26 protein-coding genes and 1 tRNA gene are annotated in these 24,448 nt (G+C 67.5%); 12 read left to right on the forward strand and 15 right to left on the reverse strand.

Annotation, left to right across the window (positions count from 1 at the left end):
* Positions 1-145 precede the first annotated feature (145 nt).
* A complete protein-coding gene (locus DWF00_RS18970) occupies positions 146-439 on the forward strand; it encodes a GYD domain-containing protein (protein WP_114830200.1) in 294 nt (97 codons plus the stop codon).
* Positions 440-628: 189 nt separating this feature from the next.
* On the opposite strand, the gene DWF00_RS18975 is transcribed toward DWF00_RS18970, so the two are convergent.
* The 3 genes from DWF00_RS18975 to DWF00_RS18985 form a co-directional block, all read right to left on the reverse strand.
* Positions 629-1,360 (reverse strand): aldolase, encoded by a 732-nt coding sequence (locus DWF00_RS18975; protein ID WP_114830201.1) that lies wholly within the window; start codon positions 1,358-1,360, stop codon positions 629-631.
* A gap of 241 nt (positions 1,361-1,601) precedes the next feature.
* Complete coding sequence (gene infC / locus DWF00_RS18980) at positions 1,602-2,144, reverse strand: translation initiation factor IF-3 (protein ID WP_114830202.1); 543 nt, start codon at positions 2,142-2,144, stop codon at positions 1,602-1,604.
* A 234-nt stretch (positions 2,145-2,378) separates the two neighbouring features.
* Positions 2,379-3,596 carry a glycosyltransferase family 4 protein gene (locus tag DWF00_RS18985; protein WP_114830203.1) on the reverse strand — a complete coding sequence of 406 codons (1,218 nt, stop codon included), beginning with the start codon at positions 3,594-3,596 and terminating at the stop codon, positions 2,379-2,381.
* 126 nt (positions 3,597-3,722) lie between these two features.
* Here DWF00_RS18985 and DWF00_RS18990 point away from each other — a divergent pair, with 126 nt between their 5' ends.
* Positions 3,723-4,493 carry an alpha/beta hydrolase gene (locus DWF00_RS18990; RefSeq protein WP_245974076.1) on the forward strand — a complete coding sequence of 257 codons (771 nt, stop codon included), beginning with the start codon at positions 3,723-3,725 and terminating at the stop codon, positions 4,491-4,493.
* Positions 4,494-4,502: 9 nt separating this feature from the next.
* Here the strand turns inward: DWF00_RS18990 and DWF00_RS18995 are convergent, their stop codons facing one another.
* From DWF00_RS18995 to DWF00_RS19015, 5 genes are all read right to left on the reverse strand, one after another.
* Positions 4,503-4,769: a BQ00720 family protein gene (locus tag DWF00_RS18995; protein WP_114830205.1), complete on the reverse strand. Its 267-nt coding sequence runs from the start codon at positions 4,767-4,769 to the stop codon at positions 4,503-4,505.
* A 95-nt stretch (positions 4,770-4,864) separates the two neighbouring features.
* A complete protein-coding gene (locus tag DWF00_RS19000) occupies positions 4,865-5,293 on the reverse strand; it encodes an Hsp20 family protein (RefSeq protein ID WP_114830414.1) in 429 nt (142 codons plus the stop codon).
* 193 nt (positions 5,294-5,486) lie between these two features.
* Positions 5,487-5,563 (reverse strand) — tRNA-His (locus DWF00_RS19005).
* A 138-nt stretch (positions 5,564-5,701) separates the two neighbouring features.
* Positions 5,702-6,820, reverse strand: a complete 1,119-nt coding sequence (locus tag DWF00_RS30005; RefSeq protein ID WP_181832722.1) for a hypothetical protein — start codon at positions 6,818-6,820, stop codon at positions 5,702-5,704.
* Between the two features lie 102 nt (positions 6,821-6,922).
* Positions 6,923-7,318, reverse strand: a complete 396-nt coding sequence (locus DWF00_RS19015; protein WP_114830206.1) for a phasin — start codon at positions 7,316-7,318, stop codon at positions 6,923-6,925.
* A 343-nt stretch (positions 7,319-7,661) separates the two neighbouring features.
* Here DWF00_RS19015 and DWF00_RS19020 point away from each other — a divergent pair, with 343 nt between their 5' ends.
* Complete coding sequence (locus tag DWF00_RS19020; protein WP_245974078.1) at positions 7,662-10,724, forward strand: sensor histidine kinase; 3,063 nt, start codon at positions 7,662-7,664, stop codon at positions 10,722-10,724.
* Between the two features lie 37 nt (positions 10,725-10,761).
* Here DWF00_RS19020 and DWF00_RS19025 read toward each other — a convergent pair whose 3' ends face one another.
* From DWF00_RS19025 to DWF00_RS19035, 3 genes are all read right to left on the reverse strand, one after another.
* Positions 10,762-11,019 carry a BrnA antitoxin family protein gene (locus DWF00_RS19025; protein ID WP_114830416.1) on the reverse strand — a complete coding sequence of 86 codons (258 nt, stop codon included), beginning with the start codon at positions 11,017-11,019 and terminating at the stop codon, positions 10,762-10,764.
* A 49-nt stretch (positions 11,020-11,068) separates the two neighbouring features.
* On the reverse strand, positions 11,069-11,335 hold the full coding sequence (locus DWF00_RS19030; RefSeq protein ID WP_210207902.1) for a BrnT family toxin: 267 nt from the start codon (positions 11,333-11,335) through the stop codon (positions 11,069-11,071).
* 122 nt (positions 11,336-11,457) lie between these two features.
* Positions 11,458-11,955, reverse strand: coding sequence for a GNAT family N-acetyltransferase (locus DWF00_RS19035; RefSeq protein ID WP_114830208.1), 498 nt, complete (start codon positions 11,953-11,955; stop codon positions 11,458-11,460).
* Between the two features lie 183 nt (positions 11,956-12,138).
* Between DWF00_RS19035 and DWF00_RS19040 the strand changes: the two genes are divergently transcribed.
* The 9 genes from DWF00_RS19040 to DWF00_RS19080 all read left to right on the forward strand — a co-directional run bounded on the left by DWF00_RS19040 (position 12,139) and on the right by DWF00_RS19080 (position 20,599).
* A complete protein-coding gene (locus tag DWF00_RS19040; RefSeq protein WP_114830209.1) occupies positions 12,139-13,296 on the forward strand; it encodes an acyl-CoA dehydrogenase family protein in 1,158 nt (385 codons plus the stop codon).
* A 79-nt stretch (positions 13,297-13,375) separates the two neighbouring features.
* Entirely contained in the window at positions 13,376-14,038 is a 663-nt protein-coding gene (locus tag DWF00_RS19045; protein WP_114830210.1) for a glutathione S-transferase family protein, read from the forward strand.
* A 270-nt stretch (positions 14,039-14,308) separates the two neighbouring features.
* Positions 14,309-15,238 (forward strand): DMT family transporter, encoded by a 930-nt coding sequence (locus DWF00_RS19050; RefSeq protein ID WP_245974080.1) that lies wholly within the window; start codon positions 14,309-14,311, stop codon positions 15,236-15,238.
* A 139-nt stretch (positions 15,239-15,377) separates the two neighbouring features.
* Positions 15,378-16,364, forward strand: coding sequence for a LysR family transcriptional regulator (locus tag DWF00_RS19055; RefSeq protein WP_114830211.1), 987 nt, complete (start codon positions 15,378-15,380; stop codon positions 16,362-16,364).
* Positions 16,364-16,882 carry a tripartite tricarboxylate transporter TctB family protein gene (locus DWF00_RS19060; RefSeq protein ID WP_114830212.1) on the forward strand — a complete coding sequence of 173 codons (519 nt, stop codon included), beginning with the start codon at positions 16,364-16,366 and terminating at the stop codon, positions 16,880-16,882. The genes DWF00_RS19055 and DWF00_RS19060 overlap by 1 nt, the downstream gene beginning before the upstream one ends.
* Before the next feature lie 4 nt (positions 16,883-16,886).
* Complete coding sequence (locus DWF00_RS19065) at positions 16,887-18,398, forward strand: tripartite tricarboxylate transporter permease (protein ID WP_114830213.1); 1,512 nt, start codon at positions 16,887-16,889, stop codon at positions 18,396-18,398.
* A gap of 67 nt (positions 18,399-18,465) precedes the next feature.
* Complete coding sequence (locus DWF00_RS19070; RefSeq protein ID WP_114830214.1) at positions 18,466-19,437, forward strand: tripartite tricarboxylate transporter substrate-binding protein; 972 nt, start codon at positions 18,466-18,468, stop codon at positions 19,435-19,437.
* A gap of 87 nt (positions 19,438-19,524) precedes the next feature.
* On the forward strand, positions 19,525-20,055 hold the full coding sequence (locus DWF00_RS19075) for an ureidoglycolate lyase (RefSeq protein ID WP_147283727.1): 531 nt from the start codon (positions 19,525-19,527) through the stop codon (positions 20,053-20,055).
* 121 nt (positions 20,056-20,176) lie between these two features.
* Positions 20,177-20,599: a DUF1236 domain-containing protein gene (locus DWF00_RS19080; protein ID WP_114830418.1), complete on the forward strand. Its 423-nt coding sequence runs from the start codon at positions 20,177-20,179 to the stop codon at positions 20,597-20,599.
* Between the two features lie 103 nt (positions 20,600-20,702).
* Here the strand turns inward: DWF00_RS19080 and upp are convergent, their stop codons facing one another.
* From upp to DWF00_RS29520, 4 genes are all read right to left on the reverse strand, one after another.
* On the reverse strand, positions 20,703-21,338 hold the full coding sequence (upp, locus tag DWF00_RS19085; protein ID WP_114830419.1) for a uracil phosphoribosyltransferase: 636 nt from the start codon (positions 21,336-21,338) through the stop codon (positions 20,703-20,705).
* Between the two features lie 165 nt (positions 21,339-21,503).
* Complete coding sequence (locus DWF00_RS19090) at positions 21,504-22,721, reverse strand: URC4/urg3 family protein (RefSeq protein ID WP_114830216.1); 1,218 nt, start codon at positions 22,719-22,721, stop codon at positions 21,504-21,506.
* A complete protein-coding gene (locus tag DWF00_RS19095) occupies positions 22,721-23,983 on the reverse strand; it encodes a GTP cyclohydrolase II (RefSeq protein WP_114830217.1) in 1,263 nt (420 codons plus the stop codon). The genes DWF00_RS19090 and DWF00_RS19095 overlap by 1 nt, the downstream gene beginning before the upstream one ends.
* A 108-nt stretch (positions 23,984-24,091) precedes the next feature.
* Complete coding sequence (locus tag DWF00_RS29520; protein WP_181832723.1) at positions 24,092-24,253, reverse strand: Thivi_2564 family membrane protein; 162 nt, start codon at positions 24,251-24,253, stop codon at positions 24,092-24,094.
* Positions 24,254-24,448 lie beyond the last annotated feature (195 nt).

Genomic DNA, 24,448 nt, shown 5'->3' on the forward strand with positions numbered 1-24,448 from the left:
ACTTCGCATGATTCGGAGCAGGCGCGAACTGTGCTAGAGTCATAGTCGGCCCAAGGATGGCCCCGAGCCGCCCGAGCGCCCGTCCAGGCCAAGGGAGATCTTTGCCAAGCATTTCCATTCAAGGCGGCCCTTACCGGAGGACGCCATGACGACCTACATCATGCTGGCCAACTGGACCGAGCAAGGCGCGCATAACGTCAAAGCCTCGCCGACGCGCCTCGATGCCGCGAGGGAGTTGCTCAGGGGCATGGGCGGCGACTTCAAGCTGTTCTTCATGACCATGGGCCGATACGACATGGTCGCCGTCTACGAGGCGCCGGACGATGCCGTCGCCGCGCGCTTCAACCTGCAGCTGGCAATGCAGGGCAGCATCCGGACGCAAACCCTCAAGGCCTTCCCCGAGGCGGCCTATCGCGAGATCATCCGCTCGGTCAGCTAGCGGTCGCTGCGATTTGCCAGAATTAGCCACCGTCATCCCGGACGGAGCGAAGCGGAGCTCCGGGATCCATCATAGAGCGCCGGGGTCCTATGATGGATCCCGGAGCGGCGCCGCTGCGCGGCTTGTCCGGGATGACGCGAAGAGATTGCCGCATCATCGTAGCATGCTCTGACGCTCGGCTCAGACCGCTCAGACGCCTTCCATCCGCACCAGCGCCTCAAAGTGCTTTTCGGCCTGATAGACCAGCACCTGGCGCCATTCGCGCGCGGTCGCGTCGATTTCGGGCTGCGGGATCAGCTTCAGCGGCTTGCCGGTCGACATCGCCAGGACCTGCTGCTTGCAGGCCCGCTCCAGGAAATACAGATCGTCGAAGGCGACCGCGACCGAGGGGCCGCCGATGGTGACGCCGTGATGGGCCAGGAAGGTGATGTCGGCGGAGGTGTCGGCCTTGTTGGCGGCGACGATCGCCTCGCCCTCGGCCTCGTCCAGCGCCAGCCCGCCGAAATGGTCCTGGTACATGGTGCGGCCGTGGAAGCGGCAGGCGGTCTGGTGCGCCACCTCCAGCCGGCCGCCCTCGACCATGGTCAGTGCGGTGGCATAGGGCATGTGGACGTGCAGCACCGCGACATGGCGCGGGTTGGCCTTGTGAGCGGCGATGTGGATGTTGCGGGCGGTGGCCTCGACCTCGCCCTCCCCTTCCAGCACCTGGCCCTTGTCGTCGATCAGCAGCAGGTCGGAGGGGCGCATCTCGGCCCAGTGCACGCCATAGGGGTTGATCAGGTAGCGCGGCTTGCCGTCGGCGCCATCAGCGAGCGCAACGGAGAAATGATTGCAGATGCCCTCGTTGAGCTCGTATTTCGCGGCGAGGCGCAAGGCGGCGGCGAGGTTGCGGCGCTGGTTGGTGATGCTGGGCTGGGACATGGCGGCAACCTCATGACGAACGGGCAAGGCCGGATCGAAGCATCGCAACGCCAGACATGACAAGGCCCGGCCAGAGACGAATTTTGACTTCAGATGAGTCACTGGATGACTCATCTGAAGTCAAAATTCGTCTTTCACCAATGAGTTAGAGCATGATGTCGTCCGAAAACCGCTTCGCACTTTTCGGCATCATGCTCTGGCCGGGCCTGAAGCCAATCGCATGACGGCGATCAGGCGTTCGTCATTTAGGGGCGAGCACCATCACCATCTGGCGGCCTTCGAGCTGCCAGTCGCTCTCGACCTTGGCGACTTCGACCAGATCGACCTTGACCCGCTCGAGCACCTTCACGCCGAGATCCTGGTGAGCCATCTCGCGGCCGCGGAAGCGCAGGGTCACCTTGACCTTGTCGCCTTCCTCGAAGAAGCCGTGCATGGCCTTCATCTTGACGTCGTAATCGTGCTTGTCGATGCCGGGGCGGAGCTTGATCTCCTTGATCTCGATGGTGCGCTGCTTCTTGCGCGCCTCGGCAGCCTTCTTCTGCTCCAGAAAGCGGAAGCGGCCGTAATCGAGAATCTTGCAGACCGGAGGCACTGAGTTGGGGGCGATCTCGACCAGGTCGAGTCCGGCATCCTCGGCAATCTTCAATGCCTCGAAGAACGACACCACGCCGCGGTTGGCGCCGGTATCGTCGATAAGCTGAACGTCGCGGACGCCACGAATGTCACGGTTGGCTCGTGGGCCGTCTTTGGTCGGGGTTGGGGCAGCGCGGAAGGGACGACGAATGGCAGTATTCTCCTGTGGTTTGGCGCTCTACGCGCCGGAGTGCAGACACATTGCATAAAGTCGGGCGTTGTCAATGGATGACAACAGCTCTCAGCGCCTGTTTGCTACTTCGCTGGCGCGAAATGGCTGGCGCGGCCGTCGAGAACCGACGCTGAACGTACCTTGGCACGTGAGCGCCGGAAGCGCAGCTAGCCGCGTCAGACGGCCTCGGCAGTAGAAGTATCAAACAGGCTCTCAGCGCCCCAGCAACGCGCAGTAGACGTCGAGCGTTTCCCTCACCATCGTCTCCAATGAGAAGTGCCGCTCGACATGCAGGCGGGCGCGGCCGGCCAAGGCGTCGCGCGCCGAGGGGCGCAAGGCGAGCGCCTCCGCGAGGCTCGCGGCCAGCGAAGCCGCGTCGCCCGGCGGCACGCGCCAGCCGGTGCGCTCGGCAGGCGCGGTCTGCGGCGGGGCGAGCACCGTCTCCGGCACGGCGCCGAGATCGGAGACCACGACGGGCGCGCCCATGGCCTGCGCCTCGACCGCGACGCGGCCGAAGGCCTCCGGCTCGGTCGAAGGCACCGCGACCACGGCCGCCGCCAGCAGCGCCGCCGGCATGTCGGCGCAATGGCCGACGCGCTTGACCCGGCCTTCGAGCCCGGCCTTGGCGATGGCCTGGTCGAGTTCCTTGACGTAGCCGTCGCGGCCCTGATGGTCGCCGGCGAGGATGAAGGCGGTGTCCGCGTCGCCGCCGTCGCGCAGGATTTTTGCGGCTTCGATCAGGACCTTCTGCCCCTTCCAGCCGGTGAGCCGGCCCGGCAAGAGCACGATACGGTGATGCGGCTCGACGCCCCAGGCCTGGCGCAGCGCCTGGATGCGCTCGGGCCCAACGGCCGAGGGCGCGAAGGCCGCGAAGTTGGTGCCACGATGGACGACGCGGATGCGGTCGCGGGCAAAGCCGTGCTTGGCCAGGATCAGGTCGGCCGTATAGCCGGAATTGGCGATGACGACGTCGCCGCGCGCCATCACCGAGTTGTACAGCGTCTTCACCGCCGAGCGGCTGGCATAGGAGCCGTGATAGGTGGTGACGAAGGGCAGCTTCAACGCCTTGCAGGCGGCGAGCGCCACCCAGGCTGGAGCGCGCGAGCGGGCATGGACGAGCTCGACCCCCTCATGCTTGCAGAGCAGCACGAGCTTGCGGACGTTGAGCGCCATCGAGAGCGGGTTCTTGGTCGCGGCCGGGAATGGCAGCCAGACCCCGCCCTTGGCCTGCAATTCCGCGACGAGCCGGCCGCCCTCGGTGGCGACGAGCGCGCGGGCTCCGACCTCGGTCAGACCCTGCGCGATATCGACCGCCGTGCGCTCGGCGCCGCCGGCCTCGAGATCGGGGATGATCTGCAGGATCGTGCGCCCGCTCAGCGGATGCGTCTCCGTCGACGGCAGCGACAGATGCGCGCCTGGCTGGAAGGACATGCTCACCGGTACAAAATAATCCTTCGGTTCGGGCCGCCAATTCAGGCGCCGCAGTATGACCACGTGCACGCCGCGCCGGCAGCCTATAATTGCTCGGCAACGCGGATTCGTCACAGGAGATTTGAGGTGCAGCAGCCCGCCCCGCAATGGCTCGAGGTCGGACAAGGCGAAGAACGCCGCCGGATCGCGCATCTTTACCAGGACGGGACCGGCGCGCCGGTGGTCTGGCTCGGCGGCTTCGTCTCGGACATGCGCGCCACCAAAGCCGAGGCCCTGGCGAGCTGGGCCGGCGCGGCCGGGCGCAGCTTCCTGCGCTTCGACTATGCCGGCCACGGCGAATCCAGCGCCGATTTCGCCCGTTGGACGATCTCGCATTGGCTCGAGGACGCGCTCGCCGTCATCGCCGCACGCTGCAAGAGCCGGCCGATCCTGGTCGGCTCCTCGATGGGCGGCTGGCTGGCGCTGCTCGCTGCGCGCAAACTCCAGGGCACGGCGTTGGCGCCTTCCGGCATGGTGCTGATCGCGCCGGCCGTCGACTTCACCGAAGAGCTGATGTGGGCGCGGATGCCCGAGGACATCCGCAACACGATCATGAGCGAAGGCGCCTGGCTCAGACAGTCCGCCTATTCGCCGGACCCGACGCCGATCACGCGCAAGCTGATCGAGGATGGGCGCAGGCACCTGATGTTCGGCGGCGAGATCAGGACCGGCTGCCCGGTCCACATCCTCCAGGGCATGAAGGACCCGGACGTGCCCTGGCAGCAGGCCGTGAAGCTGGTCGAGCACCTGAGCGGGGATCCGGTCGTGCTGACGCTGATCAAGGATGGCGATCACCGCCTGTCGACGCCATCAGACCTGGCGCGGCTCCAGGCCGCCATCGCGGGGATGGCGGCCTGAGGCAAGCTCTTAGTGGAGGCTGACCATGCGCAGGTCGTGCTCCCAGGCGTTGGCCGTCGCGGCTTCGCGCGAATCGGTCACGAGGATCGGGGCGCCGTCAGCGGAGAGCAGGGCGAAGAGCTTGAGGCCCGGCTGGATTTCCGGAGCCTGCGGAAAGATCCGCAGCAGCTCTTCCGAGCTCATCGGCTTGAGATAAGCGACTTCGCCGGTGCCGAGAGCCGCGAATTCGGCCGGGGTCAGAGGCGAGGTACGAAGGGTATCGGCATCGTTGGTCATCGCGCCCTCCTTCAGAGCAGTGCGAATGGCGGTTTGATTTCAGGTCATCTGTCTGGAACGAACGCAAACCGCGAAGCACTCGTTCCGATACTGACTCAGTCCCGGCTAATAATATCGATACGCCGGATGAGCCGCTCCGGTTCCGGCCTGACCAGATCGATGGCCAACAAGCCGTTGGATAAGTCCGCCCCCATCACCTGCATGCCGTCGGCGAGCAGGAAGGAGCGTTGGAACTGACGCGCGGCGATACCGCGGTGAAGGAATTGCCGGCTCTTGTCATCGCTCTGGCGGCCGCGAATGGTCAGCTGGTTTTCTTCCAGCGTGATCTCGAGCTGGTCGCGAGCAAACCCCGCAACCGCGAGCGTGATCCGGAGCCGATCCGGCTCGTCCTCCGTGCGCGGCATCCGCTCTATGTTGTAGGGCGGGTAGCCTTCGCTCGCGCCTTTCGTGACCCGGTCGAGCGCGCGTTCGATATCATCGAACCCGAGCAGGAACGGGTGAGACAGGCTAGGCGTGCGCGTCATACTGAAGCCCCCGAAAGGCGCCTCTATCTTGGTCAAGGCCCGCTTGGGGCAGCACCCTGAGGCGAAAGGCGAACCCTTTCGCTTATGCAAAATATGGCGAGCGGTTCAGGAGGTTCAAGAGCGCGGGCATGAGCGGCCCACAGGGAAGACTCGCATCCGGCACTTGTCCTGGAACCGGATGGGGAAGTCCGGATGGTACAGCCACCCCGGCTTGAACGGGGGACCTCTAGATCCACAATCTAGCGCTCTAACCAACTGAGCTATGGCTGCACGGCACCTGGGCGCCTTCGCGATCCCGCGATCAGGCGCGGTGGTCGGCGGCGCGGAACCTAGAGCCGCCGCCGCCCGATTGCAACCGCCGAAATGCACTGTGCCGGCTGAAAAACCGGCGCAGCGCGCTGGCGATCGTCAATCCTGCTCCAGAACGGTCTGGGCGGTGCGCGCCAGATCGGTCAGATGGGTCGAATAGGACTCGAAGGCGCGACGCAGGGCCTTGGCCTGGAACGCGATCGCGTCGGCGGCACTGTCGGTCTTGGCCAGCGTCTCGGCCTCGCCCAGGGTCGCCTTCAGCTCGGCGCAGGCATGGTCCAGCACCTTGGCCTGGAGCGCGCCGACCGCGCGGGTCATGGCGAGCGTCTGGGTCATCAGGGTGGAGGCGGTCAGGCTGGCGAATGCCGGCGGCTTGGGCAGCTTCGGCGTGGCGGCCGGCGCGAAGCGCGTCAGCTTCTGGACGGCCTCGACGACCGGGGCGGTGACCTTTTCCACAGCCTCGGTGCCGGCGCGCGCCATGGCGGCGCCCGCCTCGGCGGCGGGGCGGCCGATATCGGCGATGGTCAGAGTCGCGGCCGGCTTGGCGAGAGGCACTGCGGGCGCGGGTGCGATGGCGGCTTTGGCGACGCTCTCGGCGGCAGCGGTCGCCTTGGCGATGGTCGCGGCTACGGCGGGCGCATGCGGCTTGGCGGCGGCAGGAGCAGGTTTGGCGGCGGCAGGCTTGGCCGCGGCAGGCTTGGCGGCAGTAGCGGGCTTGGCGGCAGTGCTGGGCTTCTCGATCTTGACCTTGCCCGAGGCGACGCGAGCGCCGGACTTCTTGGCAGCGGCCTTCACCGGAGCCTTGGCAGGCGCAGCCGCCTTCGGAGCCGGGGCGGCCGGCTTGGCGGGCGGGGCCTCGGCCTTGACCGGGGCGGCGGGCTTGGTCTCGCTCTTCACCACCTCAAGCTTGGGCGCGGGCGCCTTCGCCTCGACCTTCGGCGGAGCAGCCGTCACCGGCGCCAAGACGGAGGCGGCGGGGGTCACGGCAGCGGGAGCGGCCGGCTTAGCAGGAACTGGAGCAGCGGCCACCGGGGCGACCGCCTCGGGAGGCTTGACCGGCGCGGGCGCCGGAGCGACTGCGCTCACCACCGGCTTGGCCAGCGGAGCGGGAGCCGGGGCGGTGACCGTCTCACTCGCGGGGGTGTTCGACATGGCCTTGACCGGAGCCAGGCTGATCGGGGCCTTGGACGGGCCCTTCGGCGTAGCAGACTTAGCCATCGCGGTTCTCCCTTTGCGATCAAACGGCGCAAGCCGGGCGCTGCGGCCCGGCATCCGACCTCAATGTGACGGCCGGCAGGGCGGCGGAACGCCGCCCGCGGCTCACTTCGCCTTCGTGGCCTTGGTGACGGTATCCGCCGCCTTGGTCGCGATGTCCTGGGCCGCAGCGCCGATATCCTTGAGCTGCGTCTGCAGGGCGGTCATCTGTGATTTCATGAACTCGGACTGATGCTGCATGACCTCGGTGAGGTCCTTCGACTTGACCAGCTTCTGGGCGAGGTCGAACGCGGCAGTGACGTTGTTCTCGGCATAGGACATCGCCTTGCGGGTGGCGTCCTGGGTGTTCACCCGGGCCGACTCAGCCGAGCCATGCGCGCCATCGACGGCCTTGTGGGCGGCGTCGATGAAGCCGTCGAAAGCCTTGCGGGCCTGCTCGACGCTGCGCTCGGCGAACTCGCGCATCTCGGTGGGAATCTCGTAAGGGGTCTTGCCGTTCATGGGTCATCCTCCCTGCCTGGCGGCACGCGATCTTATGATTGTGCAGTGCAATATCATTATTGCAACGCGATGACAACCTGACGCAGGGCGACGCTAAAGCCGGGTGATTGCAGATAAAAATCCGCGTCGCCTCTTCACCAAAGGCTTCGTGGAGCCTAGCGCACAACTCAGGCGGAAATCCGGCCCTGGGTTTCCACACGCCCTCCCCGGCCGTGTTAACGCTGTTTCGATGAGACGCGGGAGAGATCGTCCGGGTTCCATGGATTTGCAAACGTTCGGGCGCTATTAAAGCTTTGTTAGCCATATCGGCGTCGGGTCATATGGCGGCAGGCAACGGATCGAGATGAGCGAAGCCGGACAGGACTGGGCGCGACTAGGGACAGAAGCGGCGAAGGACGCCGCGCTGGCCCCGTACGCTGCTGGCGGCGCGCTGATCCTCTGGGACAGGGACGCGGCCCGGCCGGGCTTTGCCAACGCCGCCGCGCGCATTCTGCTCGGACGCGACTGGGACAGCGCATCCCTGCCGCTCGCGACGCGCGACCGGCTGAAGCTGCTCGCCGGCGGCCTCGCCTCGCAGGACGCCCTGCGGCTGGAGCGGCTGCGGCTGAAGCCGGGCTTCACCGCCGCGCTCGTCACCTGCGGCTGCAAGCTGTTGCTGGCCGAAGGCGGCGAGCCGGTGCTGGCGATCACCATCGCAGCGTCCGAACTGCGGCGGCTCGGCATCACCGTGCCGGCATCTGCTCCCGCCTCTCCGGAGCCTCAACCGATAGCGGAGCCGATTGTCCCGCCCGCTCCCCAGGCTGAAAACCCGGCCCCTGCTGCTCCGGCCGCCCCCAAGCGCGCAACGGTGCGCTTCCTCTGGCAGAGCGATGCGGCCGGCCACCTCACCAGCGTCTCCGGCGACATCGCCGAGGTGATCGGTGCCGAGGCAGCAGCAGCCATGCTGGGCCGGGCCTGGTCCGAGCTGATCGGGCGCGAGGTGATCGACCGCGGCGAGACGCTCGCCGCGAAGCTCGCTGGTACCGCGACCTGGAGCGGCTATTCCGTGCTGTGGCAGACGGCCGAGCCGAATAAGGGCGTGCGGGTCGAGCTGTCCGGCGTGCCGGTGCTCGATGCGAATCGCGGCCTCGCAGGCTTCCGTGGCTTCGGCCTTGCCCGGATGACCGAGCGGGAGACGTTGCCCGAATTGGCTCCCCTCGCTCCGCCGGAGACTGCCGCCGAGCAGGATATCCTTGCGGATGCCCGCTCCGAAGACGAAGCGGTCGCGGATGCTGCCAGCGAAGAGGCCATTGAAGCGTCGCAGGAGCTGATGTCCGAGGCCGACCGGCTGGAGGAAGCCACTGCGACCGAGGCGCCCGGCGAGACCGAGATCGCCGAGGCCGACCAGGAAGCTGCGACCGAAATCAACGCGGAGACCGAGGCGGCCGGAGCCGAAGCGGAACCGCAGGCCGAAGCTCCCCCCGCGCCGGTGGAGCCTCAGCCCGGCGCCAATGTCGTGCCGCTGCGCAACGGCCATCTGGCATCTGTGCGGCCCGTGCTCGAACCGTCGAAGGCAGTGCTGAGCTCGGCCGAGCGCAATGCCTTCCGCGAGATCGCCAAGGCGCTCGGCGCCCGCATCGCCGGCGACGATGAGACCGATCCGCGCCTGCCCGCCGCCTCGCCCATGCGCCTCAAGGAAGCCGTTCCGGCGAGCACCGAGGAGCCGCAGTCCAAGGACAAGCGGAAGGCCGGTGCTGGCAAAGACGCTGCAACGCCGATCCTGCCGGGCGAGACGACGACCGAAGAGCCCGCCGCCGAGCCGCTGCTCGGCTCGGCCCATGGCGCGCTTCTGGACGAGGCCGCGCCCGCGCTTGGGCGTCCACGCCAGCCGAATTCGCATGCCGACGTGCTCGACAAGCTGCCGATCGCGGTGCTGGTCAACCGCGGCGAGGACCCGCTCTACGCCAACCGCACGCTGCTCGACCTGCTCGACTACGCCGATCTTGCCGACCTCACCTCGAAGGGCGGCGTCAGCCGGCTGATCAAGGGCGCGGCACGGGCCGATGGTGGCGCCATGGTGCTGGTCGACCGGCTCGGCCACCTGATCAGCGTCGACGCGCGGCTCTCCAGCATCTCCTGGCTCGGCGAGCCGGCGACGCTGATGGCCTTCCGCCACCCGGATGGCGGCGGCGCGGTCAAGGCGCTCACCCCCGAAGAGGCAGAGGAAGCCGAGCTCGCGGCCGAATTCGAGGCCGAGGAGGCCGAGATCTCGGCCCGGGTCGATGCGCTCACGCTCGACATCGAGGCGCGCGAGGCCCGCATCGGCGAGATGATGGCGATCCTCGACACCGCCACCGACGGCGTCGTCACCATCGACGAGCGCGGCCGCATCCTCTCGCTCAACAAGACCGCCGAGGCGCTGTTCGGCTACGACCAGCGCGAGGTCACCGGCGAGCTGTTCACCCTGCTCTTCGCGCCGGAGAGCCATGCGCCGGCGCTCGACTATCTCGAAGGGTTGAAGGGCGGCGGCGTCGCCTCGGTGATGAATGATGGCCGCGAGGTCTCCGGCCGCGTGCGCCAGGGTGGGCGCATCCCGCTGTTCATGACCATGGGCCAGATCGCCGATGGGGCCGAGCGCCGCTTCTGCGCCGTGCTGCGCGACATCACCGCCTGGAAGAAGACCGAGGGCGAGCTGGTCGAGGCGCGCAAGGCGGCCGAGAAGGCGAGCGCGCAGAAATCCGACGTGCTTGCCAAGATCAGCCACGAGATCCGCACGCCGCTCAACGCGATCATCGGCTTTGCCGAGGTGATGGCGGAGGAGCGCTTCGGGCCGATCGCCAACGAGCGCTACAAGGAATACCTGCGCGACATCCACCAGTCGGGCGGCTACGTCATCAGCCTGGTCAACGACCTGCTCGACCTCGCCAAGATCGAGGCCGGCAAGCTCGACCTCGACTTCGTCAGCGTCAACCTGAACGAGATCGCGCTGTCCGCCGTGAGCCTGCTGCAGCCGGAGGCGCAGCGCGGCCGCGTCGTGTTGCGCTCCGGCCTGTCGCCAAAACTGCCGCCGGTGGTGGCGGACGAGCGCTCGATCCGCCAGATCGTGATCAACCTGCTCTCGAACGCGGTAAAGTTCACCGATGCCGGCGGGCAGGTCATCGTCTCCACGGCGCTCGGCGACCAGGGCGAGGCGATCCTGCGCGTGCGCGATACCGGCATCGGCATGGACGACAGCGAGATCGCGCTGGCGCTGGAGCCGTTCCGGCAGGTGCCGACGACGCGCCGGGCCGGCGGCACGGGGCTGGGCCTGCCGCTGACCAAGGCGCTGGTCGAGGCCAACCGCGCCGCGATGACCATCACCAGCGTCAAGAAGGAAGGCACGCTGGTCGAGGTCACCTTCCCGCCGCAGCGGGTTCTGGCTGGTTGAAAATGTCCGCGGCGCTCTCCCGCGAGGCGTCACACAGTCACTTCGCCGAAGCCAGCCAAGCCTTCAGCATGGCGTTGACGCGCACTTGCCAACCTGTGCCGAGCGCCCGCATGCCTTCGATGACCTCCTGATCCAGCCGCAACGTTACTTGCTGCTTGGGCGACGGAATGCGCGGCCTGCCGGGGCGACGACGTGCCTCGCCCGCGCTGATGAAACGAGCGTCGGCGGGAACGGGCGGATTGTCCCGATCCGTACGTGCGGCCTCGGTGAGAGCCGCGTCCTCCTCGTCGCTCATGCTCTCAGCTATCGCGAGCGCCCGAGCACGGGCCTTTTCCCTCGCAAGATCAGCGGTTCTGGGCATAGAAGCGGGCCTCCTGCTTCGTCGCCAGGCGCAGGCTGATCGCATGATCATGCCCGTCGCGTAGCGTGTAGATGTAGACATACAGACGGTCGCCAATGAAACTGATCGCGCGCTCGCGCTGCTCTCCGTAAACCTCGGAGCGATCCTCTTCGATGAGGGCGGTATCCCAATCGAATTCCTCGACCGTAGCGAACGAAATGCCATGTTTCGCGAGGTTGCTGCGGTTCTTCGCAGGATCGAAAGTGGTCACACTCACCCCTGCGCACAATTTTTGTAGCGCCAGTAATTAAAGGTGTCAAATGCCGTTCTGTCAACTGCTGAACCGAGCAAGTCAGAAGCGAAGGCAACAGGCAAGTTTCCGATAGCCTGAAGTCAGCCCTCCAGCCCGTGCCTGTAGAGCCAGCGCTCCATCTCCGGGACATAGCGCTGCTTCTCGAAGCCCGCCTTATCCAGGACCCGGCCCGAGCCCAGATTCTCCGGCTTGGCGAAGGCCCAGACCTCCGCCAGGCGCAGCTGGTCGCGGGCCTCCGCGAGGCTCGCGTTCGTCAGCTCGGTCGCGTAGCCCCTGCCCCAGGCCGAGGGCGCGAACCAGTAGCCGATCTCGACGCCCCAGCCGGGGTCGAACGGGTCTTCGTAGAGTCCGCCATAGCCGATGACCGCGCCATCCGCCCTGCTGCGGATCGTCCAGGGCGCATAGCCACGCTTGCGGCGCTGCCATTCATGGCCGGCGACATGGCGGCGGCACTCGCGCAGCGTCTCGCAGCGATGGGTGTGCTGCATCGCCCGCGCATCGCCGAGGAACGCGAAAAGCGCGGGGACGTCTGCGAGGCGGGCCGGGCTGAGCAGGAGGCGTTCGGTCTGGATGTCCATGCCGCACCTTAACGTTGGCGATGCCGGGCTTGTCCATGACGGCGGCGCAAGGGCCGTTGCGCCAGCGGCGGGGCTGCCGCGTTTCAGCGCTTCCCGATGCGACCGGGCGAACGGCCGCGGCTGTTGGCGGCGCGAGGCCCGGCCTCTAAGCTCCCGTTCAAACGAGAAAAGACAGGGACGCCCATGCAGTTCGCGCTGAGCGACGAGGAAGAGCTGATCCGCGAGACGGCGCGCAAGTTCGCCGCCGACAGGCTGGCGCCGCTCGCCGACAAGCTCGACCGTGGCGAGGGTCGCGCCGAGTTCCTCGCCAACCTCAAGGCATTGGCCGAAAACGGCTTCATGGCGCTGCACGTGCGGGCTGAGTATGGCGGCAGCGAAGCCGGCACGGTCGCCTTCGCGCTGGCGCTGGAGGAGCTAGCCGCAGCCTGCGCCTCGACGGCGGTCACGACCTCCGTCACCAACATGGTCGGCGAGGTCATCCAGGCCGTCGGCTCGGACGAGCACAAGGCGACCTATCTGCCGCTTCTCGCCGACGGAACCTATCCGGCCGGGGCCTTCTGCCTGACCGAAGCCGGCGCGGGCTCCGACCCCGCCGGGATGCGCATGCGGGCCCGGCGCGACGGCGATAGCTACGTGCTCGACGGCCAGAAAATCTACATCACCAGCGGCGAATATGCCGGGCTCTTCGTGGTCTGGGCCGTGACGGATTCCGACGCCCCCAAGGGCAAGGGCATCTCGGTCTTCCTCGTGCCGGCCGATACGCCGGGCGTCAGCATCGGCAAGGCCGAGACAAAGATGGGCCAGACCGGCTCGGCCACCAATACGATCCATTTCGACGGCGCCCGCATTCCCACCGCCAGCCTGATGGGCCGGGAGAATGACGGCTTCCGCGTCGCGGTCGGCGAGCTTGCGGGTGGGCGCATCGGCGTCGCCGCGGTCTCGCTCGGCATCGCGCGGGCGGCGATGGATGCCGCCAAGTCCTATGCCAGGGAGCGCCGGCAGTTCGACCAGGCGATCAGCGATTTCCAGGGCCTGCAATGGATGATCGCCGACCGCGAGCTCGACCTGCACGCGGCGCGCCTGCTCATCCTCGACGCCGCCGCCCGCAAGGACCGTGGCGAGCCCTTCGCCAAGGAGGCCTCGATGGCGAAGCTCTTCGCCTCGGAGGCGGCGCATCGCTGCACCGACACCGCGATCCAGATCCATGGCGGGGCCGGCTATTGCCGCGACTTCCCGGTCGAGCGCTATGCCCGCGACGCCCGCATCACCCGGATCTACGAGGGCACCTCCGAGATCCAGCGCCTGATCATCGCGCGCGAGACCTTGCGTCAGACGCCCTGAGCTTCTTAGAGGTAATTTCTCCGATCCAGCCGGATTCGGAGAACGGCCTTCCCCTGTCCCGCCACCGGAATTCTGAGCCATGACGCTGACCATCTACGGGTGCTATCGCTCGCGCGCGACGCGCAACGTCTGGCTCGCCAACGAGCTCGGCCTCGCCTACCAGCACGTGCCGGTGATCCAGGTCTACCGCCTGCCCGATCCGAACGCCGCTGATGCCCCAATGCACACGCGCAGCCCGGAATTCCTGAAGGTCAACCCGAACGGTCGCATCCCGGCCATCGACGATGACGGCTTCATCCTGAACGAGTCGCTGGCGATCAACCTTTACCTCGCCCGCAAGCATGGCGGGCCGCTGGCGCCCAAGGATGCGCAGGAGGAAGGGCTCGCGACGATGTGGGCGCTCTGGGCCGCGACCGAATGCGAGACGCATGCGCTCAACCTGACCTACCACCTCGCCGCCTACCCGCCGGAGAAGCGCGACCCGGCCGTCGCCGCTGCGGCGCTCGCCGCCCTGCCCAGCCCCTTCGCCGTGCTCGACCAGCAATTGGCCCAGGGCGGCGGCTATGTCATGGGCGGGCGCTTCACGGTGGCCGACATCAATGTCGGCGAGGTCATCCGCTACGCCAAGCCGGCGCAGCAGCTCTTCGACGCCGCCCCGAACGTCAAGGCCTGGCTCGACGCTCTGCATGCGCGCCCGGCCTTCCAGAAGATGTGGGCGGCGCGCGATTCCGAGGCGGCCTGAGGGCTGCCACTCTGCGGTTCCCCTCCCGCGTCATCCCGGACAAGCCGCTTTAGCGGCGCCGCTCCGGGATCCATCGTAAGGCTCCGCAGCGCCCTATGATGGATCCCGGAGCTCCGCTGCGCTCCGTCCGGGATGACGGCGCTTGGTTCTGGCAGATCACGGCAGGCTCTAGACAAGCTCCAGGCAGAAACCGGGTGGCCCGGCCTCCTGCCGCCGCTTAGCGAAATGCCAGGCTAGACGACCGGCCCGGCATTTCGAAAGGCGAGCCCTATGACCGCGATCCCCGCAACCTCCGCCCCCGCCATGGGCGCGCGCGACTGGCTGCTGCTCGTCGTGCTGTCCGTGCTCTGGGGCGGCGCCTTCTTCTTCGGCAAGATCGCCGTCGCCGAATGGCCGCCGCTCGCGGTCGTGCTGGTGCGCGTCGCGCTGGCGGCCGCCGTGCTGCACGTCGCGGTGCGGGCGCTCGGGCTCTCGATGGGCGTCGGCCGCAAGATGTGGCTCGCCTTCTTCGGCATGGGGCTGCTCAACAACCTGATCCCGTTCGCGCTGATCTTCTGGGGCCAGACGCAGATCGCCAGCGGGCTCGCCGCGATCCTGAACGCAACCACGCCGGTCTTCGGCGTCCTCGTCGCGCATGTCTTCGGCAGCAACGAAAAGGCGACCGGGCTGAAGATGGGCGGCGTACTGGCCGGGCTCGTCGGCGTCGCCATCCTGATGGGTCCGGATGCGGTCGGTGGCCTCGGCGGTGCGCTGCTGCCTCAGCTCGCCTGCCTCGCCGCTGCCTTGTCCTACGGCTTCGCCGGGCTCTATGGCCGCCGCTTCAAGGAGCTGCCGCCGCTGGTGACCGCGACCGGCCAGCTCAGCGCCACCAGCATCATGTCATTGCCGCTGGTGCTCATCGTCAACCCGCCCTGGACCCTGCCGATGCCGTCGCCGACCGCGATCGGCGCGCTGGTCGGCCTCGCCATCCTCTCGACCGCGCTGGCCTATGTGATCTTCTTCCAGGTCATGCGCCGGGCCGGCGGCACCAACGCGATGCTGGTCACCTTCCTGATTCCGGTCAGCGCCATCCTGCTCGGGGCCGGCTTCCTCGGCGAGGTGCTGCTGACCAGGCACTTCCTCGGCATGGCCGCGATCTTCCTCGGACTCGCCCTGATCGACGGGCGGCTGTTCCACCGGAATCCGAGGGAAAAGCTCTAGATCGGCAAAATCCACCTCCGGCATTGTTGCCAGAAAATTATGAATTGCTCTACGGTCGCTTTACCGGCATCTGCCGCAAGGCTAACGACGACCTGGAAGATATCGGCAAACGATACGCCAGAGGGGAGCGGACGACACCATGGATGTGCGGCAACTGCGGTGTTTCATCGCCGTGGCAGAAGAGCTGCATTTCGGCCGCGCGGCCGAGCGGCTCGGCCTGGCGCCGCCGGCCCTGTCGCGCCAGATCAGCGCGCTCGAGGATGAGCTCGGCGTCGCGCTCCTGACCCGCACCACGCGGCAGGTGGCGCTGACCCGCGCCGGGCTGATCATGCTCGAAGAGGCCAAGGGCATCCTGGTCAAGATGAACCACGCCTCGCGCGCCGTGCGCGAGGCCTCGCTCGCCTCCAGCAAGGTGCTGCGCGTCGGCGCCATCGACGCCGCCTCGTCGAGCTTCGTGCCGGAGGCGCTCGTCGCCTTCCGCCAGCGCCATCCCGGGACCGAGATCAAGTTCGTCGAGGCGATGACGGCGGCGCTGATCCAGATGCTGGAGGCCGGCAAGCTCGACCTCGCGCTGACCCGCCCGCCGCGCAAGCCGACCGACTGCGCCTTCGAGATCCTGCGGGTCGAGCGCCCCATCGTGGTGCTGAACGAGGCCCACCCGCTCGCCGCCCGCGAGAGCCTGACGATGCCGGACCTCGTCGGTGAGCCCTTCGTGGTGCCCTCCAAGCGCATCCGTCCCTTCGCCTACGATCTGGTCATGGCCTATTTCGAGAGCGTTGGCGCCGTGCCCAACGTCACGATCGAGGCGACCGAGAAGCCGGCGATGATGTCGGCCGTCGCGGCCGGGCTCGGCATGGCGCTGGCGCCGGACTGGGTCTCGCGGCTGAGCTTCCCGGGCGTGACCATGCGGCGCCTGCGCGGCGCGATGCTCGACCCGCCGCCGCCCGGCGCGCTCGTCGGCGTCGCCTGGCGGCCGCAGCAGAAGCTCAGCGCGCGCGACGACTTCCTCTCGATCCTTCGCGAGAGCGTCACGCTGATCGACGAGAGCAACGTCCTTCCCTTCACCCTGCCCATGCAGAACATGAAACGCCCGACCCGCAACGGGTCGAAAGCCGGAGGAGCCTGATGAGTTTAAATAAGATCGAGCGGGCGCAAGGTCTGCGGATACGCTCGCAACAGGATTTGGCCGCCGGCCTCTTCATCATCGCGCTTGGACTGCTCGCGATCTTCCTGTCCTGGAACCTGCCGATGGGCTCGCTGCGCCAGATCGGCGCCGGCATGCTGCCGAAGTCGATCGCGTCGATCTGCATCGGGCTCGGCCTCCTGCTGGCGCTGAGCTCGCTGCGCTATAACGGCGACGAACTCTCGGGCTGGTCGTGGCGCGGCGTCATCTTCGTGCTCGGCGGCGCCGTGCTCTTCGGCCTCACCATCCGCGGCTTCGAGATCGGCTCGCTCAAGGTGCCGCAGCTCGGCCTGCTCATTTCCGGCCCGCTGGTCGTGCTGATCTCCGGCCTGGCGGCGGAAGACAAGAAATGGAAGGAGCTCATCATCTTCGCCGTGGTGATGACGCTCTTCTGCGCCCTCCTGTTCAAATACGCGTTGAGCCTGCCGATCCCGCTCGCGCCCTGGCTGCTGGGGATCTGAGACCATGGGTGAAATGATTTCCCACCTGACGCTCGGCTTCGGCGTCGCGCTCACGCTCCAGAACATCGCGCTCTGCTTCGTCGGCTGCCTCGTCGGCACGCTGATCGGCGTGCTGCCCGGCGTCGGGCCGATCGCCACCATCGCCATGCTGCTGCCGATCACCTTCGGGCTCGATCCGGTCGGCGCGCTGATCATGCTCGCCGGCATCTATTACGGCGCGCAATATGGCGGCTCGACCACCGCGATCCTGGTCAACATCCCCGGCGAGGCGACCTCGGTCGTCACCACGCTCGACGGCCACCAGATGGCCAAGCAGGGCCGCGCCGGCGTCGCGCTCGGCACCGCCGCGCTCGGCTCCTTCTTCGCCGGCTGCGTCGCGACGCTGGTCATCGCCGCGCTCGGCGCGCCGCTGACCAAGCTCGCGCTGCTGTTCGGCCCGGCCGAGTACTTCTCGCTGATGGTGATGGGCCTGTGCTTCGCCGTCGTGCTGGCGCGCGGCTCGATCCTGAAGGCCTTCTGCATGATCATGCTCGGCCTCTTGCTCTCCACCGTCGGCACCGACCTGGAGACCGGGCAGGAGCGCATGACCTTCGGCTTCCCGCCGCTCTCGGACGGCATCGACTTCGCCGTGCTGGCCATGGGCGTGTTCGGCTTCGCCGAGGTGCTGCGCAACCTCGAGAGCCCCGAGACGCGCGACGTCGTCCGCACCAAGATCGGCCGCCTGCTGCCGAACTGGGAGGACATCAAGCAGTCGATCAACCCCGTCCTGCGCGGCACCACGATCGGCGCCATCCTCGGCATCCTGCCGGGCAACGGCGCGGTGCTCGGCCCGTTCGCGAGCTACACGGTCGAGAAGAAGCTCGCCAAGGATCCGTCGCGCTTCGGCCGCGGCGCGATCGAGGGCGTGGCGGGTCCCGAATCGGCCAACAACGCCGGCGCGCAGACCGCCTTCATCCCGCTCCTGACGCTCGGCATCCCGCCGAACGCGGTGATGGCGCTGATGGTCGGCGCGATGACGATCCACGGCATCATCCCCGGCCCGCAGGTCATGACCAAGAACCCGGAGCTGTTCTGGGGCATGATCGCCTCGATGTGGATCGGCAACCTGATGCTGCTGGTCATCAACCTGCCGCTGGTCGGCGTCTGGGTGAAGCTGCTGCAGGTGCCCTACCGCCTGATGTTCCCGGCGATCCTGATCTTCTGCTGCATCGGCATCTACTCGGTGAACAACCAGCCGGTCGACGTCGCCTTCACCGCGCTGTTCGGCCTGTTCGGCTACCTCCTGATCAAGCTCGGCTTCGAGCCGGCGCCGATGCTGCTCGGCTTCGTGCTGGGCAAGCTGATGGAGGAGAAGCTGCGCCAGGCGCTGATCATCTCGCGCGGCTCGTTCTACACCTTCATCGACTACCAGAACCGGCCGATCTCGCTCGGGCTGCTCATCGTCTCCATCATCGTGCTCGTGATCGCGCTGCTGCCGGCGATGTCGAAGAAGCGCGACGAGGTCTTCACCGAATGACGGGGTTGCCGCCGGCCCCGTTCCACGTCATTTCCACCCCTTACGCTCCAGGGAGGATCAACCTAAAATGAAGAAACTTACGCTTGGCCTTGCCGCCGCCTTCGCCCTCGCCTTTGCCGGCACTGCAAACGCCCAGAACTACCCGACCAAGCCGATCACCATGATCGTGCCCTTCGCCGCCGGCGGCCCGACCGACATCATCGCGCGCATCGTCGGCGAGAACATGTCGAAGACGCTGGGGCAGCAGGTCGTCGTCGAGAACGTCGCCGGCGCCGGCGGCACCACCGGCATCGCCCGGGCGCTGACCTCGCCGCCCGACGGCTACACCATCGCCATGGGCCATCTCGGCACCTTCTCGGCCGCACCGGCCACCTATCCCGGCCTGAAGTACGACCCGATCAACGGCATGCAGACCATCGGGCTGGCCGGCGGCACGCCGATCCTGATCGTGGCGCGCAAGAACCTGGAAGCGAAGGACCTGAAGGAGTTCGTCGCCTATGTGAAGGCGAACCCGGACAAGCTCAACGAGGCCCATGCCGGCGTCGGCTCGGTGTCCTGGACGACCTGCACCCTGCTGAAGGGCCAGCTCGGCGTGCCGAAGCTCAACGCCGTCGCCTATCGCGGCACCGGCCCGGCCCTGAACGACCTCGTCTCCGGCCAGGTCGACTTCATGTGCGACCAGATCGTCAGCGTCGCCGAGCAGGTCAAGGCCGATACGATCAAGGCCTATGCCATCGCCTCGCCCCAGCGCTCGCCGGCCCTGCCGAACGTGCCGACCACCAAGGAAGCCGGCCTGCCGGAATTCCAGATCGAGGCCTGGAACGGCATCGCCGCGCCGAAGGGCACGCCGAAGGAGGCCGTCGACAAGCTGGTCGACGCGCTCAACAAGGCGCTCAACGACGAGGGCGTGAAGAAGCGCCTGCTCGACCTCGGCACGGTGATGCCGACCGCCGAGGAGCGCACCCCGGCCGGCTTCGCCGCCGTCGTCAAGCGCGACGCCGACAAGCTGAGCCCGATCCTGGCCGCCGCGCCGAAGTGAGCTGAGCCTCCGGATACGTCCGGAGCTTTGACGGCGGGCCTCGCGGCCCGCCGTTTTCTTTTGGCCGCCAGCCGCTACGATCGCGCCATGACAGCGACCTTCACGCTCACCGCCGAACCCATCACTGCCGAGGCCTTCGCGCCCTATGGCCGGCTGCTCGCCCCCGAAGGGCCGCGCGACGCCGGCCGCGAGGGCTACGACATCTGGATCAAGCCCTTCGCCGCGGAGAGCGTCGCCCGGCTCCAGGTCGTGCGTTATCACGCCCGGCCCTTCGTGGTCGGCATGATCGAGCGGCACCTGCACGTCACCGAGGCGCGGCTGCCGCTCGCCGGAGCGCCGGCCGCGATCATCGTCGTCGCGCCGCCGGACTTGGCTGCGCCGGCACCGCGCGACCTGCGCGCCTTCCGGCTCGACGGCACAGGCGCCATCTTCCATCGCAGCACCTGGCACGCGATCGACGCCTATCCCGTATCAGGCGCCCATGCGGATTTCCTGTTCCTGTCGGAAGAGGCCACCGTGAACGAACTCTTCGTCACACCCGGGATAGCGCCGAAGCGAACCGAGGTGATCGACCTCGCCGGCGGAGGCGTGCAGATTATCATCGACGCCGGCCCTTGATATCGCAAAGACATCGCCGACCCTGTCGCGATCGGTAACATCTCGTTATCCCGCGACTACGGAACCTCATCGCTCATCGCCCGTTCTCCCCCCAAGCCTCCCCACTGGAAGGAGAATGAAGATGTTCAAGAAGCTTGCTCTTATCGCTGCCGTCATAGCCATTCCGGCCACGGCCTTCGCTCAACAGAATCCGCAGGGCGCCACGGGTGGCGCGGCTGCCGGCGCCACCAGCGGCGCGGTCGGCGGCGCCATCGTCGGCGGCCCGGTCGGTGCGGTCGTCGGCGGCGTCGGCGGCGCGGTCGTCGGCGCGATCATCGGCGACCAGACCCCGCGCTTCCGCACCTATGTCGTCGAGCAGCGCGTGCCGTCCTACAGCTATGACGATCCCGTCGCCGTCGGCTCCGTGCTGCCGCGCGATGGCGTGACCTATCGCGAGGTTCCGCGCGAATACGGCACCGCCTCGGAATATCAATACACCGTGGTGAACAACCGCGTCGTGCTGGTCGACCCGCAGACCCGCCGCATCGTGCAGGTGATCGAATAAACCGATCGAATAAGCGCGACCGCATGATCTGGGACGGCTGATCTCCGAGACCCAGCCGCATCAGATCGGGCCCGCCCTGGCAACGGGGCGGGCCTTTGCGTGTTCAGCGCGTGCCGAACATGCGGTCACCCGCATCGCCCAGGCCCGGCACGATATAGCCGTGCTCGTTCAGCCTCTCGTCGATCGCGGCGGTCCAGATGCGGACATCGGGATGGGCGCCGCGCAGGCGGGCGATGCCCTCCGGCGCCGCCAGCAGGCAGACGAAGCGCAGGTCCTTGGCGCCGCGCTCCTTGAGGCGGTCCATGGCGGCGACGGCGGAATTGGCGGTCGCCAGCATCGGGTCCATCACCACGATCATGCGGTCGGCGATGTCGGAGGGCGCCTTGAAGTAGTACTCGACCGCCTGGAGCGTGTTGGGGTCGCGATAGAGCCCGATATGGGCGACGCGGGCGGCCGGCACGAGCTCCAGCATGCCGTCCAGGAAGCCGACGCCGGCACGCAGGATCGGCGCGAAGACCAGCTTCTTGCCGGCGATGATCGGCTGCATCGTCTTTTGCAGCGGCGTCTCGATCTCGATCAACTCGATCGGCAGGTCGCGCGTGACCTCGTAGCAGAGCAGCATGCCGATCTCGTTGAGGAGCTGGCGGAAGCTCTTGGTCGAGCGCTCCTTCTCGCGCATCAGCGTCAGCTTGTGCTGCACCAGCGGATGGTCGACGACGGTGACGCCGTCGGTATGCATGGTCATGCGCTTTGCCCCTCGTCCTGTCCCTCAGCCCTCATCCTGAGGAGCCGCTCAAGCGGCGTCTCGAAGGATGGTCCAGAGGGCGCTGGAGCATCCTTCGAGACGCGACCCTTGCGGATCGCTCCTCAGGATGAGGGCTGGAGATATCGCTAGCCCTCAAACTCAGAATACCGTGCCGTCACTGATGATGGTCAAGGGCGGAGGCCCGCCGGGGCGTTTTTCCCCAGCAATGCGCCGCCCGGCCGCCCAGGTGCCGCCCTCCAGCACCTTGGCGAGCGGCAGCTCCTCGCGGGTGCGGCCAAGCCGCTCGCGGATCAGCGCGCCGACCTCGTCGAGCAGCGCGACGGTCAGCGCCCGCCATTCGACCACCAGCGTCGAGCCGACCTCATGGGCGCGGCCGGCATCAGCCTCGTCCTTGAGCGAGATCACGCCCAGATCGAGGAAGAGCCCGCCATTGCGGTATTCCGGCAGGCCGGTGAGCTCGTCGATGTCGAGCACGGCGATCCCGGCCCATTGCAGCGGCTCGATCAGCGAATAGGACAGCCATTGCGAGAGCTTGTGGAAGGGCACGAAGCCGGCCGTCTTGGCTTCGGGCGCGATCAGCGGATGGCGCCAGGTGTCGCCGAGCGGGATGCCGGCCAGAGCCAGCCGCGCCGGCCAGATGGCGCCGAAGGCGGCCAGCACCTCGGACAGGATATAGCTCGCACGCACGGAGACGCCGGCGGCCGTCCGGCTGATCCGGTCGAAGAGATCGCCCGGGCGTGTCAGGCCCTGCCGCTCCAGCTCCTCGCCGAGGCGGTTCAGCAAGGCGGCGCGGCCTTCCAGCGCCAGCAGCGGGTTGCCCGGCCCGGCCTGGAAGCCCTCGGCCAGCGCCTGGGCATCGAGCCGCTTCAGCGCGGTGGAGTCGGCCTGCAGAGGTTGCGCCGGATCGCTGGAGAAGCGGCCGGCGGCGAACATGTCGAGCGAGGCGAGCGCCAGGCCCTCCGAGCGGCCGATCTGCTTGCCGGTCGGCGCGTCGCGATAGCGCCAATCCGGCCCGGCGCCGGCATCGAGCAGCACGCTGACGATGGCGAGGTCGTAGGCGGCGCGGCCGCGCGCGACCGCATCCGGGAAATTCGCCTTCCGGTCGAGCGCGCGCCAACGATCGCTGCCATCGACGACGAAATGCCGCCAGCGCGCATGGAACGGGATATCGAGCGTCGGATAGGCCTCGCAGATCAGGTCGAGCACATAGTCGGCACAGGCGGCCAGCTTCTCGGGATGCACCGAGAAATGCAGCAGCTTGCCGTCGAGGCCGAGCTTGAGCATCTCCTGCGCCCGCTCGCGAATGGCGGCGGGCTTGAGGAGCAGGCGTGCGGATTCAGGATCACGATCCGGCATCAGAACTTGTCGAGATCGCGGCCGACGGTCGATTTCAGCACGTTGTCGCCGGGCGCCCCGTCGGGCGAGTAATAGCCCGCCGCCTTCTTGGCCTCGATCTCGACCGAGGCGTCGGGTGGGATCAGCTCGGGCGGGATCGCGACGCGCTCGCCGATCTCGATGCCACTCTCGACCATCGCGTCGTATTTCATGTTCGACATCGACATCAGCCGGTCGATCCGGGTGACGCCGAGCCAGTGCAGCACGTCCGGCATCAATTGCTGGAAGCGGGCATCCTGCACGCCGGCGACGCATTCGGTGCGCTCGAAATAGGTCGCGGCCGAGTCGCCGCCCTCCTGGCGCTTGCGGGCATTGTAGACGAGGAACTTCGTGACCTCGCCGAGCGCCCGGCCCTCCTTGCGGTTGTAGACGATGATGCCGACACCGCCGCCCTGGGCCTCGCGCACCGCCTCCTCGATGCCATGCACGAGATAGGGCCGGCAGGTGCAGATGTCCGAGCCGAACACGTCGGAGCCGTTGCACTCGTCATGGACGCGGCAGGCGACCTTGCGCTTCGGGTCCGTGATCGCCGAGATCTCGCCAATGATGTAGCAAGTGATCGAGCCGATCGGCGGCAGGAAGACGCGCTGGTCCGGCCGCGTGACGAGCTCGGGATACATGCCGCCGGTCTGCTCGAACAGCGTGCGGCGCAGCTCCTGCTCGCTGGTCCCAAAACGTTCGGCGATCCCCGGCAGGTGCCACACCGGGTCGATCGCGATCTTGGTGACGCTGATATCGCCCGATTTGTGCAGGATGCCGTCATCGGCCGCGAGCCTGTGGCCGGCCATGGCGGCGAGGATCTCGGGCAGGTTCAGCCTGGCCTTGGTGATCGCGATGGTCGGGCGGATATCGATGCCCTCGCCGATCATCTGGCCGAAATCCTGCGCGACGCGGTGGCCGAACGGATCGAGCGAGACGATCCTGCCGGCTTGAGACCATTGCGGCTGCTGCGGAATGTCGGTGGTCGGCTGGGTGTTGGTCAGGTCCGGGCGCTGCGACGGATTGAGCGCGCGCGCCGAGATCGCCAGCGCGCGATAGACCGAATAGGAGCCGCCATGGGCGCCGATGACGTTGCGATCCCCCGGCGCGGTGGTCGAGGCGATGATCGGGCCGCGCTCCGCCGGATTATCCGCGCCCCATCGCACGGGAAAGCGCGTCGCGGCGCTGCCGGGCTCGGGATGGGAGGTCAGGCGGATATGGGTGGTGCGGTTCTGCGAATTCATCGCCGGGGCTCTCGAATCGGAAAAGGCCCCGCGACGTCAAGTCCGGGGCCTCGTGACCGATGAGAGAGTGGATCAACCCGACGCGCGCGTCAATCGACCCGATGGCTCTTAGAAAACAGCGAGATAACGCAGCAGCGAAATGATGCCGATCACGATGACGATGATCTGGACGATGTTCTTGATCTGGGCATCGAGCGGCAGCATGCGCACCAGATAAAGCACCAGACCGATGACCAGGACGGTGATCAGAAGCGAGATCAAAATAGCCATTGCTCAAATCCCTTATCGCGACCGGTAGCCGGTCCCCCCGGAGGCCCTGCGCGCGACGTGCTCGCGACGCGTTGCTCCGAAGGACAGAACGTCGCAGGTGGGGATTGGGTTCCGGATGGGGCTATTTGGGCGCGGGAGACGCGGCGCGCCCTTCCCTTCTCGCGTGTGGGAGAAGGTGCCCCGGCAGGGGCGGAT

This window comes from Allobosea caraganae, from assembly GCF_003351345.1.
Lineage (GTDB): Bacteria > Pseudomonadota > Alphaproteobacteria > Rhizobiales > Beijerinckiaceae > Allobosea > Allobosea caraganae.